The sequence below is a fragment of the Clostridium sp. FP1 genome, from assembly GCF_011065975.2.
In the GTDB taxonomy this organism is placed as follows: Bacteria; Bacillota; Clostridia; order Clostridiales; family Clostridiaceae; genus Clostridium_AD; species Clostridium_AD tagluense.
On the sequence record NZ_JAAMNJ020000001.1, the window covers coordinates 1,895,314 to 1,909,243 of the forward strand.

Genomic DNA, 13,930 nt, shown 5'->3' on the forward strand with positions numbered 1-13,930 from the left:
GGAGGACAACATGAAAGAATTTATTAAGAACATAGAGAAAAATGTTTTATCAGGTCAAGCTATAAGCTTTGAAGAGGCGATGGAATTAACTAGCATTGCTAAAAAAGAAGATATAGTACTATTATGCAATACTGCGAATAAAGTGCGAGAATATTTTTGTGGAAGGGAAGTGGATTTTTGTAGCATAATGAATGCAAAATCAGGATGTTGCACTGAGGACTGCAAATTCTGTGCGCAATCTGCTCATTATAATACTAACGCAGAAGAGTATGGATTAGTCTCAAAAGAAGATGCTTTAAAACTAGCAAAGGAAAATCAAAATGAGGGAGTAAATAGATTTTCCTTAGTGACAAGTGGTAGAGGAACTGATGGTAGTGATTTTGAAAAGATTTTACATATATATGAAGAGCTAAATAAGGAAATAAAAATAGATTTATGTGCGTCCCTTGGGATAATTGGATATGAGCAATTGCTTAAGTTAAGAGGGCGCGGAATAACAATGTATCATCATAACCTAGAAACTAGCAGAGAGTACTATGAAAACATATGTACAACTCACAGATATGATGAAAGACTAGATACTATAAAAGCAGCATCTAGAGCTGGAATGCTTGTTTGCTCTGGGGGAATTATTGGTCTTGGGGAAAGCTTTGAGGATAGAATTAAGCTAGCTTTTTTGTTAAGGAATTTAGGTGTTAAATCTATTCCTATAAATGTATTGAATCCAATTGTGGGAACACCTCTAGAAAATGCAGAAAGCTTAAGTCAGGAGGAAATACTAAAAACTATTGCCATATTCAGATTGGTGAATCCAAAAGCGTTTATAAGACTTGCTGGAGGAAGAAATCGCATAGATGAGTTTGGTAAAAATTGTTTTAATGCAGGAGCAAATGCTACAATCACTGGAAATTACCTAACAACATCAGGTAATAAAATATGTGATGATAAGAGAATGGTAAGTGAGTTAAATCTGGAGGTTAGAAAAAATGGCTAAGGGGATATTTATAGTTGGAACAGATACTGATGTGGGTAAAACTGTTGTAACTGCAGGGATTATTCATGTGCTTAGGCGTAATGGATATAATGCTACATATTTTAAGGCAGCACTTAGTGGGGCTTTTGAAGTAGGCAATGAGCTTGTTCCTGGTGATGCTAAGCTTGCTTGTGATGTGAGCAAATTAGAGGAAGCCTACGTTAATATAACACCCTATGTTTATAAGAACGCGGTATCTCCTCATCTTGCCGCAAAAATTGAGAACAAGTCTATTGAAATAGAGGTAATAAGAGAAAAATACGATTATTTAAAGAAAAAATATGATTATATAATTGCGGAAGGTAGCGGTGGAATAATATGTCCATTGATAGATGATGAAAGAGGATTATATACCCTTGGAAATCTTATTGTGGATTTAAATATGAGCGTTATTATTGTGGCAAGAGCTGGGGTAGGAACAATTAATCATACAGTACTAACTGTTAAATATATAGAATCTTTAGGGATTAAGATAAAAGGAATTATAATAAATAATTATATAGAAAATGTGATTTGCAATGACAATATTAAGATGATAGAAAAACTTACTAAAGTAACCATTATAGGCAAGTTTAAGAAAATTGAAAGCCTAAAGGTAAATACGGTACAAGCTATAAGGATAAATGCAGAGGCTGCTTTTAGTGCTAAGACTATAGAGGAATGCATGGATAAATTATAAAATGAAAGTTGAGGTATTTATATGAATTATGTAGAAAAGGATTTAAAATATATATGGCATCCTTGTTCACAAATGAAGGACTATGAGGAGCTTAATCCAATAGTTATTGAAAAAGGCGAAGGGGTTTGGCTTTATGATATACATGGAAATGCATATTTAGATTGTATATCATCTTGGTGGACTAATACTCTAGGACATAGTAATAAGAGAATCAATGAGGCTATAAGAAAGCAGCTAGACAGCATTGAACATGTTATATTTGCAAATTTCTCAAATAAACCTGCTATAGAGCTTGCGGAAAAGCTGGTAAATATAACACCAGATAAGCTTAAAAAAGTATTTTTCTCTGATAATGGATCCTCAGCGGTAGAAATAGCCTTAAAGATGAGCTTTCATTACAATATGCAAAAGGGAAATACTAAAAAGAAAAGGTTTGTAGCCCTAAGCGATGCATACCATGGAGAAACTTTGGGCGCCTTGTCTGTTTGTGATGTAGATGAGTTTAATATGGTATACAAGCCCCTCCTTTTAGATACCTTAAGAGTAGAAGGACCAGATTGCTATAGGTGTAAATATGGTTTTAGTAGAGAAAATTGTAATGCAGAGTGTTTTGAAAATATGAAAAAATGTTTAATGGATAATCACGATGAGATAAGTGCAGTAATAGTTGAACCTATGGTTCAAGGCGCTGCAGGTATGAAGATATATTCACCCATTTATCTAAGAAAGCTTCGAGATTATTGTGATAAATATGATGTGCACCTTATTGCAGATGAGATTGCCATGGGATTTGGTAGAACTGGAAAAATGTTTGCTTGTAATCATGCTGGAATAGGTCCAGACTTTATGTGCCTATCAAAAGGAATTTCTGCTGGATATATGCCAATGTCCGTAGTTATGACTACTGATGAAATATATGATTGTTTTTATGGCGATTATAAAGATCGAAAAGCATTTATACATAGTCACACTTATGCAGGTAATGCTATGGGATGTGCCATAGCACTCGAAAACCTAAAGATATTTGAACAAGATAATATTATAGAAAACAATATAGAAAAAGGCAAACTTATAAGAAAACTCACACTAAAAAAGGCGGAAAATTCAGAGCATGTAGGTGAAGTAAGAAGTATAGGTATGATAACAGCTATAGAAATAGTAAAAGATAAAAAGACAAAGGAAAGTTATCCCTTTGATATGAGAGTAGGATACGAGATTTACAAAATTGCGCTTAAAAAAGGTTTATTGCTCAGACCTATAGGAAATGTACTTTATTTTATTCCGCCATACATTATACAGCAAGAGGAGATAGAGTTTATGGTAAATACTTGCTTTCAAAGTATAGAAGAATATTTCCAGCAAAAAGCAGGTGGGGACTATACTGATATGTAGCAATTGAGGCACCAAAAAGCATTCAATCTTTTATGATTGAATGCTTTTTCTTTATATAGAGAAGATCAAAATGCATAAATAATTAATTTCATAGTCATTCTTGAATTAATTTGTGAGAGTTTTAATTTGTATAAAAAGGAATAAGTCGCATAATATAACAAACATTTTGCATATACTTTATAAAGAAGAACAAAAAAACTCCTGTGGGAGTGTAAATCTACGAGCTTATAAGTTATTTATATCTTGACAAAGAATATAAAATATTGTAACAATACTGTTAATACAGAATATTTAATAAATTACAATAATTGTAATGAAAACATAGCAATATTCTAATTGATTGAAGAACATGAACATATCCTTTATCAAAAAACCGTTTTTATAATGAATGAACAAATATTCACTATAAAAGTGCAGGATTTCTCTGAAATTATTCAAATTGCTTACATTCTATAACTTGAATGCCAAATTCTTTGTAAAATTAATTCCTTCTGTAGAGGGAGCTATTACACTTAGAATTTTTGTATTATATATGAGCTTTGCTCTGAAAAATAAAGAGGGGGATTCTAGATGTTAAAAAGGTCATTAGCTATTGGTTTAAGTTTAATTCTAACATTTGGTATGGTAGGGTGTGCAAAAAAACCTGCTGTAACTGAGACTAAAAAGATGCACATTGGTATTGTTACTGGTACTGTATCGCAGGGTGAGGATGATCTGCGTGGTGCTGAAGCAATGATTAAAAAGTATGGCGATGCAGCTTCCGGCGGAATGATAAAGCATGTTACTTATCCAGATAATTTTACGCAAGAACTAGAAACTACTATTAGTACAATTACTGGCCTGGCAGATGATGCAGACATGAAAGTAATTGTGGTAAATCAAGCAGTTCCAGGTACTGTTGCAGCATTTAAACAGATTCGTGAAAAAAGGCCTGATATATTACTGTTAGCTAACTCTTCTCAAGAAGATACTGCTATGATTGAAGAAGCTGCGGATTTAGTTGTGGATCCTGATAATGTAAACCGTGGATACCTTATGATACTGGCTGCGAAAAAGATGGGCGCAAAAACTTTCGTGCACATTTCTTTCCCTAGACATATGAGTATAGAACTTCTTTCACTCAGAAAAAACATTATGCAACAAGCTTGTAAAGACTTAGGAATTAAATTTGTATTTGAAACAGCTCCAGACCCAACAAGTGACGTTGGAATTCCAGGAGCACAACAGTTTATTCTTGAAAAAATGCCAGCATGGGTTGCAAAATATGGAAAAGATACAGCATTTTTCTGCACAAATGATGCTCAGACAGAGCCATTATTAAAACGTGTTGCAGAACTGGGAGCGATATTTGTTGAACCAGATCTTCCTTCACCAGTAATGGGATATCCAGGAGCATTTGGTATTGATTTAAAAGCAGAAGCTGGAAACTGGCCTGAGATATTGAAAAAAGTTGAAGCAACTGTAGTAGCCAAAGGTGGTTCAGGAAGAATGGGTACATGGGCATATTCTTATGGATACACATCTAGCGAAGGTTTGGTAGAATATGGTAAGGGTGTAGCAGAAGGCACAATGAAAAAGGGCAATCTTGCTGATGTAATAAAGGCATTTGGTCAATATACACCAGGAGCTGAGTGGAATGGTTCCTTGTATACAGATAGAGTTAGTGGAAAAGAAATTTCAAATCACGTAATGGTTTATCAAGACACTTATGTATTTGGAAAAGGATACCTAGGTAACAGTAAAGAAGTGGTTCCTCCAGTATATAAGACCATAAAATAAACAAAAAACATTGAACATTAGGAAGCAGTCTTTAGAGACTATTCTCAATGTATTATTATAACCAAATAAGTGTGAATTGCTTTGCCTGCATATGTGTGCAAAGTAATTTTCCTTATATTGGATGATAAGAGGTGAATTTATTGTCTACAGATAATGTACTACTTAAAGTAGAAGGTGTTGGCAAAGAATATGACGGAAACAGGGTGCTTAAAGATATAAGTTTCACACTTGAAAAAGGAAAGATATTGGGACTTGTTGGAGAGAATGGAGCAGGCAAATCTACACTGATGAATATCTTATTTGGTATGAAGGTGATTTCTGAAACTGGTGGTTACGAAGGGTCTGTTTATTTAAATGGAGAAAAAATTAAATTTAAAAGCCCTGTGGATGCATTAAAAGCAGGAATAGGAATGGTACACCAAGAATTTTCATTAATTCCTGGGTTTACGGTAGGAGAAAATGTACTTCTTAACATGGAAAAGACCAAGAAAAGTTTGCTTTCAAAGGTCCTAGGTAAACGGTTAGAAACTATAGATTTACCAGAAATTCGAAAGAGTGCTCAAAAAGCAATAGATACATTAGGAGTTCAGATAGATACAGAAACTTTGGTATCCGAGATGCCAGTTGGACATAAGCAATTTATAGAAATAGCACGTGAAATTGACAGAAGTCAGGTTAAGCTTATTGTTTTAGATGAGCCAACTGCAGTACTTACAGAATCTGAGGCTGAGATTTTACTTAGATCAATGAGACTGCTGGCTGATATAGGTATTTCTATTGTATTTATATCCCACAGACTTCATGAAATAACATCTATTTGCGATACTATTGTTGTACTTCGTGATGGGTTAGTTGTGGTGGAAACACCATCAGAGAGTGTGGATGTAAGACAGATTGCTGAATGGATGGTGGGTAGGGATGTTGATGAAGAAGCCAAATATATAAGGCCCCTAGTAAAAATTGATGAAAAAGATATTATTTTTGAAGCTCGAAATCTCTGGGTGGATATGCCTGGTGAAACAATTAAAAATGTGTCATTAAAGGTTCGTAGAGGTGAAATCTTAGGTATTGGTGGTCTTGCTGGGCAAGGTAAGCTTGGGATTCCTAATGGAATTATGGGACTTTTTGCGAGCGGTGGGGAGATTTTCTTTGAGGGTAAACCACTCAAGTTAAACAATACACTAAATGCACTACAAAGTGGCATAGTGTTTGTATCTGAGGATCGTAGAGGTGTTGGACTACTTTTAGATGAGCCTATTGACTGGAATATTGCTTTTAATGCCATGCAAGTTCAAAATAAATTTCTTAAAAGTTATTTAGGGGGGGCGATTAAGTGGCGTGACGAGAAAGCTATGAAAGCATGTGCCCTGGAATATATAAAGTCACTAGAAATAAGGTGCACTAGTCAGAGTCAAAAGGCAAGAAATTTATCAGGGGGAAATCAACAAAAGGTTTGCCTTGCAAAGGCATTCGCTATGAATCCGAAGCTATTGTTTGTCTCTGAACCTACCCGTGGTATTGATGTTGGAGCAAAAAAATTGGTTTTAGATGCATTAAGAAAATATAATGAAGAAAACAATACAACTATAGTTATAATATCATCAGAACTGGAAGAACTTAGATCTATTAGTGATAGGATAGCTATTGTTTGTGAAGGAAAAATATTTGGTATTCTGCCACCAGATGCAGAAGTAGTTGATTTTGGGTTATTAATGGCCGGAGAATTTAAGATAAACGAAGAGGGTGAAAAAATATGGCTCAGATAAATAAATTCATCAAGAATTTTGGATGGGCTCGCATCATCATTGCCATTTTCCTTTTAGCATTATTTATTGTGGCCCCTATTTTCGGGGTAAGAGTTGACACATCTTTAAATGATGTTATTGTGCGTTTTGGTATGAGTGGTATTATGGTACTTTCTATGGTGCCTATGATTCAATCAGGATGCGGGCTGAACTTTGGTGTTCCAGTAGGCCTTATATCAGGAATGATGGGAGCTGTGGTGAGCCTAGAGTTTAATCTTACAGGTATGGCAGGGATTGGAGTAGCCTTTTTAGTTGGCCTTGCTATGGCCGCAGTTTTGGGTTTTCTTTATGGACTACTACTTAACCGTGTTAAAGGAGATGAAATGATTATAGCCACATATGTGGGTTTCTCATTCGTCTTTTTAATGAACATATTGTGGCTCAAACTCCCCTTTAAAAATCCAGCAAGTGTTATGGGTTTCAAAGGAGAGGGGCTCAGAACCACAATTAGTATTGAAGACTACTGGATACATGTACTTAGTGATTTCTTCAAAATTCCTGTTTCAAAATATCTAATTATACCTATAGGAATGCTTTTATTTTTTAGTTTTATGTGTTTGATAGTTTGGGGCTTTTTTAAAACAAAGCTTGGCACTGCTATAACAGCAGTGGGCTCTAATCCAGATTATGCAAGGGCTTCAGGAATTAATATTAATAAAATGAGACTAGTATCAGTAATGCTGTCAACAATGATAGCAGCAGTTGGTATGATTGTTTTTGAGCAAGGCTTTGGTTTTGTTCAAATGTACAATGGACCCACAGCGTTTGTCTTTCCATCGGTGGCAGCTGTTCTACTTGGAGGTGCCTGCGTTAACAAAGCAACCATCACCAATGTAGTTATTGGAACATTTTTGTTTCAAGGTATTTTGACAATGACGCCGTCAGTCATAAACAGTGCGATCAATATTGACGTATCTGAAATCATCCGAATAATAGTTTCTAACGGATTGATTGTATATGCACTGACTCGGAAAGGGAGGTAGGTCATGAAATTTGATAAGAAAAAAATAGGTCCATTACTTACGGGTAGTGTTGTGCCATTAATGTTTTTAATCATCAGCATTATAGCAATACCGCTTTCGGGGTATTCTGGAGGTTTTTTGGTGGATCAGATTATAACCAGGCTGGCAAGAAACTCTTTCCTAGTATTAGCACTGCTGCTTCCTATTATGGCGGGAATGGGTATCAACTTTGGGATGGTTTTAGGTGCTATGGCAGGTCAAATTGGATTGATATTTATTACTGACTGGGGTATTACAGGAGCTCCAGGGCTATTCCTTGCGGCACTTGTTGCAGCTCCTATAGCAATAGGCCTTGGATATTTTTGTGGTGTGGTACTAAATAGGGCTAAAGGCCGTGAAATGGTTACTGGCATGATTCTAGGTTTTTTTATTCTTGGTGTTTATCAATTCTTTCTTTTATACATGTGCGGAAATGTAATTCCATTTAAGACTAGTTCACTGCTGCTTTCTAAAGGGTATGGTGTACGTAATGCCTTGAACTTGGGTGTAGCTAAAGGATTTGATAAACTAATTTTAATAAATATAAATGGTATAAATATTCCGGTTGCAACCTTTTTGATTATAGGTTTGATTTGTGTCTTCACTGTTTGGTTTAGAAAAACAAAACTGGGTCAGGATATGAGAGCTGTAGGACTTGACATGAATGTATCTGATACTGCAGGAATTGCTGTTAATAAGACACGTATTCAGTCCATAATAATTTCAACAGTCCTTGCTTGCTTTGGACAAATAATTTATCTGCAAAATATAGGAACTATGAACACCTATAATGGAGCAGATCAAGCAGGCCTTTTTGCAGCTGCATCACTTTTAGTTGGTGGTGCAACGGTTACTAAAGCTTCTATCCCAAATGCCATTATTGGTACTGCACTGTTTCATTTGATGTTTATAGTTATGCCTATGGCAGGCAAAAACATTACTGGGTCGGCTATGATTGGTGAATACTTGCGTATGTTTATATCCTATGGGGTTATTACCATAGCGCTAGTTCTACATGCTTGGAAACGACAAAAGGATAAAGATATGGAGCGGCACAGTTTTCAGCTAGATATGGAAAAATAGGTTAGTAAATGATAAATGTGTTAGAAATATATTAGTGTAAATTATATGGAAAAACTAAGCCCTAGCGTGAGAAGTATACTTTAAACTCTAGGGTTTAGTTTTTTTGGTGAAATTTTATTTTTAGAATATCCTGCAAAAGAGAACAGAGGTTTTCTAATGCAAACATAAAAATTTAGGGATAATTTTTCTCAACCTTTGGAAGTATAGATATAGAGGTATGATTATAAAATACGGGAGCCTTAATAAAAAATTAACTTAAAAAGTGGTGAGGTAAAATGATGTTTTTAGATAGAATGGATGCAGGAGAAAAATTAGCTGATAGTCTTTACAAATTTAAAGATGAAGATGTAATTATACTTGCGGTGCCAAGAGGAGGTATTGCAGTAGCCTATGACACAATAAAAAGGTATGGGCTTAAATGGGATTTGATTATTCCAAGGAAAATAGGTGCACCACATAACAAGGAGTTTGCAATAGGTGCAGTATCTGTGGATGGTAGTTATTTTTTAAACAATGATTATGTGAAAATGATTGGTATATCACAAGACTATATTGAGAACGAAGTTTCGGAGCAAACAAGGGAAATTAAGAGAAGAATGCAAGAGTACCGTGGAGTTGATACATTTCCTGAGGTTAAAGGTAAAACGGTTATAATTATTGATGATGGCATTGCTACTGGATTTACAATCCTTGCTGTAATTAAGGCTGTTAAAAAACAAGGAGCTAAGAAAATTATTCTAGCTATTCCTGTAGGTCCTAGGGAAACTATTGAAGAATTTAAAGAGCTTGTTGATGAGGTGATATGCCTATATATACCAGAAAAGTTTTATGCAGTGGGTTCATACTATGAAAATTTTAAGCAAGTTACAGATGAGGAAGTATTTATAATTATGAATGAATTGAGGGGATAACTTATGGAGTATAAGCTTGTTGCGGTAGATATGGATGGGACCCTTCTTACTCCAAAACTGGAGATATCAAGAGAGACTGTGGAAACTATAAATAGTGTTATAGAAAAAGGTGTGATATTCACGCTTTCAACAGGAAGAATGTATCTTGCAGCTATGGCATTTGCAAATATGCTTAACCTAGATGTTCCTATAATAACTTGTAATGGAGCCCTTATTAAATGTTCTAAAACAGGAAAAGCATATGATATAAAGAAAATTGATAAAGAACTTTCGTCAAAAATTATAAGATACTGTGAGCAAGCTGGGTTATCAGTAAGTGTTTATAGGGAAGATGATATATATATTCTGGAAAATAGTGAAAATATAGATATACATATGCAACTAGATCATGCAAAACCTCAAATTGTAAATGATTTTGATTCGATTTTAGATGGTTCAATTATTAAAATAATGTTTAATAGTAGTGATAAGTATAATCTTGAGCATCATACACGAAAATTATATGAATTATATAAGGAAGAACTAAATTTTTATTTTTCATTACCCCATTTTGTTGAGATTGTTCATAAAGAGGCAAATAAGAGAAATGCTCTAGAAAATTTAGCGCTTAAATTTAATGTAAAAAGAGCAGAAATCATTGCTATTGGAGATAATTTTAATGATATGGATATGATAGAGTATGCGGTCTTGGAGTTGCAATGGGAAATGCCCCAGATTATTAAAAAAATGTTGCTGAATTTGTAACCAAATCTAATGATGAAGATTGAGTTAGGCATGTTCTAGAAAAATTTATACTAAAATAAACAATTAGCTGTAAACGTATTGTGATTTAAAAGGCACAATACGTTTTTTGCTGTGCGCCCAGCATGGGCGCAATCTAAAGGGTGAAAGTCCCTAGCACGGGTTAATAGTGCCAAGTGCATAGCGTAAGACAAGGGTAAATGTTTAATATTACATTTATATATATATTTACTTAATATACATATTAACTAATTATATAATATTTAACACAGAAACAAAAAACAAAGAGTGGATTAAGCCCCCAAATTTGGTCTAATCCACTCTATTTTCGTAAATTATTTTTTAAATAATGTTATAATTAATAGGGTAATATTAAGGTGTTTCCTTAACTTGATGGCTATGACCTCGGGGGACGTAACAATAACTGGAAGTTGTTGTTTGCTAATTGGCTTTTAATTTATACAAAACCCTTTAGTACTAACGCTCGCTATTCATTGAGCCAGCATGTGCTATTTCTTTAGTAGCATGAATAGTACCATGTGGATGTTGAGGCGGAGCATAGATAGAATATAATTTGAGAGGTTTATTACCGGTATTAACTACATTATGCCATGTGCCTGCAGGTACAAATATTGCAAAGCCATCATATACATTTCTTTGGAAATTCAAGTTATTTTTACTTGGTCCCATTTGAGCAATTCCTTGTCCTTCCTCAATGCGTATAAATTGATCAATTACTGGATGAACTTCCACACCTATATCTCCCCCAACCTTGATACTCATCAAAGTAAGCTGTAAATGGTTGCCTGTCCATAATGTGGTACGATAATTATTATTTTGCTTAGTAGCCTTATCAATATCAACTACATAAGGTGGTGGTCCATAATCCTTCAATATAATTGGATCATTATAACTTACTGATTGTGAAATATCAAGTCTTGAATCATAATCTAATTCACCCCGGATTATTCATGAACTCAAATTCTATGATTTGAATATTAAAATCACATAGAATTTGAGTTTTTGTATTTGTTTTCATTACAAAAATCGTGTGTACTTCATAGAAATTACGTAAAATAGTTAAATACATATATTTACATTTAAAAAGATATAGACTTCACCAATTTATTTTAATATATTATTTTAATTATTGAGTTTTAAAATGGATTATTAAGTCAAATAAACTATATAGGTATATAGGCAATTCCATTTAATATATTAAAAAAATCTTCTTTGTAGGGGCAACTGCTGCATAACTTAAACTTTAAGTATCTTCCACCTTTCACTATTTTTGCTGCGATCTTTATTAATTTTGTACGAATAGTTTCAATTGTCATATCTTTCATTGGTGTTTTGTCTAAGCAAAGATTTCTGAACCAATTGTTAAAATTGTATGCAAGTACCATTTCTTGAAGCTTATTAGCGTTAGCTATAAAGGCAGTACTGCTCATTTTATCAAAAGATAATCCTAGTTTACCTTCTTTTATAAAGTTTTCCATAGTACCTCTATTGCAATAGAATTTAACTACGGATTCTGGAGGCAATGTCATGTTTGTAACGATGAACGTATAGTTATAGCACATTTGATCTTCTGGCTTTTCTATTTTTACAACAACTCTACGCTCTTTTTTCCAACTTGATGCTTTGTACATAAATTCTCCATAAACAACATGATGTGAACAAAAGTCTCTTTTACACAATTTAGCCATTTCATTAGCAAATTCACATGACAATTTATATAATATAGAGTTAACCTTTAATCTTATTGCATAAAGTGTGTCAAGTTGTTCCGAAATTTCATATAATTCAGGAGTGGCAAAGCCGCTATCGCCTCTTATAACTCTTGTAATATAAGGATATTTATTCATATATCTTTTAAGCACAGGGCCAATAAATCTTACTACTTGTCTTGAAGTATAGACATTTCCTGACCTAAGCTCCGCTTTAATTAAATCACCTGTTAACCCATCAAACATTAATAGTGGATGATATCCATTTGAACTATAATGAGAGTTATAATCTGAACCATATTGATCCCCATAGGTTTGAAAATTTGTAGAATCTATATCAAAAATAATATGCTCTGGCATCCGCACAGAATAAACTTTATCTTGCAATAGCTCATTAATTTGTTGATAGCTCTTTACTGTTTCACCAGAAACCCTATTATTAAACCTAGAAATTGTTGGTTGAGAAGCTAATGATTTTTTTTCAAGTACATTGGTAAAAGTAGGATCATGTCTAAGTTCATCAGCGTTATCATCAGTTTCATAACCTGCGATTCTTTGATATATTCTTTGAATGGCAATGTCTTCATTTTTATGTATTCTAGCGTTTGCTGACGGATCTTTAACATCAATATTTTCTTTAATGGTTTTGCTGAAACCAATTTTTTCATCAAATTCTTTATATAATAAAAGGCCTGCATCTGATGTTAAATTCCCACCTTCAAAATTTATTTTAATTTTCTTGTTGAATTTTAATGATTTTTCATTTAAACTATTCATTGTAAGAAGTCTCTCCTTTGTCTTTTGTTTTGGGTTTCTCAACTTAAACATAACAAATTTGAGGCTTTTTGCATATACTTTTTTATCACTTTTTTCGTGAAAAACTAAAAAATTATAAAACACAGTGTTTTAGCTATGTAAGGCATAGCTTTTTGGTGTTGCGTGAATAATCCGGGTTCACCATTATAAGTGAAATTTTCATCAGCAAATTATCTTGTAAAATATGGAATATACATTGGTTGGTTATAGTAGTAAGGGTATGTTCCATAGGCGCTAATCATATCCTTTGAGCTACACCTCGCTACATATTGGCAGTAGGAACATGGATAAGGGTTATAAGGATTATCCATTTTTTTATTCCTTTCTAAGTACTTCCATATTATCTTATGTACTATGTATAGGAAGTGTGCATTTGTTTTAATAATTCATAGAATTTATTGAGACAGGCAACTATTATATTTTTAATATTAAAGACATTACTTTTTTATTATCAACAAAGATTGAAAGCTCCACTCCTAATCTTTGTAAGGAGTCATCCTATATGAATATATCCACAATTCATACATTGCCATTTTACTTCAGTATTTCTTTTAAACATCATTCCTGCTTATAGATTTTTATATATTGTCTTAAATCATGACCCTCTTCTACTTCCTATAATTCTTTATAGTAGTCTGCAATTTCTATAAAACTTTCTAATCTGGCCTCTTTTTCAAATTGTTTATATAATTTGCTACTCTCAAAAGCTTCTCCTTCTGCAGAAACTTTCAAATTATCTGCTGTAGTTTTATTCATTTTCAGAAACCTATTAAAAACTTCTCGTGCATGAGCCTTTTCGTTATTTGCAGTAGCGTCGAAGTTCTTGTTTCTTGCTCTTGACTCTCCAACAAAAGTACTAAGAAGATTTTTCTCAGTGTTACTACCTTTTAATTGCACTTCAATTCCTCCAATAAATAATTATCTTCTCTATTACTTTATTCATTATATTTTCAAAGGTTA

11 protein-coding genes and 1 pseudogene are annotated in these 13,930 nt (G+C 33.6%); 9 read left to right on the forward strand and 3 right to left on the reverse strand.

The window, feature by feature from the left end; translation table 11 throughout:
- Positions 1-10: 10 nt before the first annotated feature.
- The 9 genes from bioB to G9F70_RS09185 all read left to right on the forward strand — a co-directional run bounded on the left by bioB (position 11) and on the right by G9F70_RS09185 (position 10,427).
- A complete protein-coding gene (gene bioB, locus G9F70_RS09145; protein ID WP_164946300.1) occupies positions 11-994 on the forward strand; it encodes a biotin synthase BioB in 984 nt (327 codons plus the stop codon).
- The gene (gene bioD, locus G9F70_RS09150) at positions 987-1,712 is read left to right on the forward strand and encodes a dethiobiotin synthase (RefSeq protein ID WP_164946299.1); all 726 of its coding nucleotides are present in this window, start codon (positions 987-989) and stop codon (positions 1,710-1,712) included. The genes bioB and bioD overlap by 8 nt, the downstream gene beginning before the upstream one ends.
- A gap of 21 nt (positions 1,713-1,733) precedes the next feature.
- On the forward strand, positions 1,734-3,104 hold the full coding sequence (bioA, locus tag G9F70_RS09155; protein ID WP_164946298.1) for an adenosylmethionine--8-amino-7-oxononanoate transaminase: 1,371 nt from the start codon (positions 1,734-1,736) through the stop codon (positions 3,102-3,104).
- A gap of 570 nt (positions 3,105-3,674) precedes the next feature.
- A complete protein-coding gene (locus G9F70_RS09160; protein ID WP_164946297.1) occupies positions 3,675-4,883 on the forward strand; it encodes a DUF3798 domain-containing protein in 1,209 nt (402 codons plus the stop codon).
- A 140-nt stretch (positions 4,884-5,023) separates the two neighbouring features.
- Positions 5,024-6,649 (forward strand): sugar ABC transporter ATP-binding protein, encoded by a 1,626-nt coding sequence (locus G9F70_RS09165; protein ID WP_164946296.1) that lies wholly within the window; start codon positions 5,024-5,026, stop codon positions 6,647-6,649.
- A 119-nt stretch (positions 6,650-6,768) separates the two neighbouring features.
- Positions 6,769-7,671, forward strand: a complete 903-nt coding sequence (locus G9F70_RS09170) for an ABC transporter permease subunit (protein WP_411955995.1) — start codon at positions 6,769-6,771, stop codon at positions 7,669-7,671.
- 3 nt (positions 7,672-7,674) lie between these two features.
- The gene (locus G9F70_RS09175) at positions 7,675-8,772 is read left to right on the forward strand and encodes an ABC transporter permease subunit (protein ID WP_164946294.1); all 1,098 of its coding nucleotides are present in this window, start codon (positions 7,675-7,677) and stop codon (positions 8,770-8,772) included.
- A 275-nt stretch (positions 8,773-9,047) separates the two neighbouring features.
- Entirely contained in the window at positions 9,048-9,683 is a 636-nt protein-coding gene (locus G9F70_RS09180) for a phosphoribosyltransferase (RefSeq protein ID WP_224617482.1), read from the forward strand.
- A 3-nt stretch (positions 9,684-9,686) separates the two neighbouring features.
- Positions 9,687-10,427, forward strand: a complete 741-nt coding sequence (locus tag G9F70_RS09185; RefSeq protein WP_164946293.1) for a Cof-type HAD-IIB family hydrolase — start codon at positions 9,687-9,689, stop codon at positions 10,425-10,427.
- Between the two features lie 474 nt (positions 10,428-10,901).
- On the opposite strand, the pseudogene G9F70_RS09190 reads toward G9F70_RS09185, so the two are convergent.
- The 3 genes and pseudogenes from G9F70_RS09190 to G9F70_RS09200 form a co-directional block, all read right to left on the reverse strand.
- Positions 10,902-11,381, reverse strand: a pseudogene (locus G9F70_RS09190) (cupin domain-containing protein); the annotation flags it as partial.
- 227 nt (positions 11,382-11,608) lie between these two features.
- Positions 11,609-12,931, reverse strand: a complete 1,323-nt coding sequence (locus tag G9F70_RS09195) for an IS1380 family transposase (RefSeq protein WP_224617834.1) — start codon at positions 12,929-12,931, stop codon at positions 11,609-11,611.
- A gap of 654 nt (positions 12,932-13,585) precedes the next feature.
- Positions 13,586-13,867, reverse strand: a complete 282-nt coding sequence (locus G9F70_RS09200) for a hypothetical protein (RefSeq protein WP_164947886.1) — start codon at positions 13,865-13,867, stop codon at positions 13,586-13,588.
- Positions 13,868-13,930 lie beyond the last annotated feature (63 nt).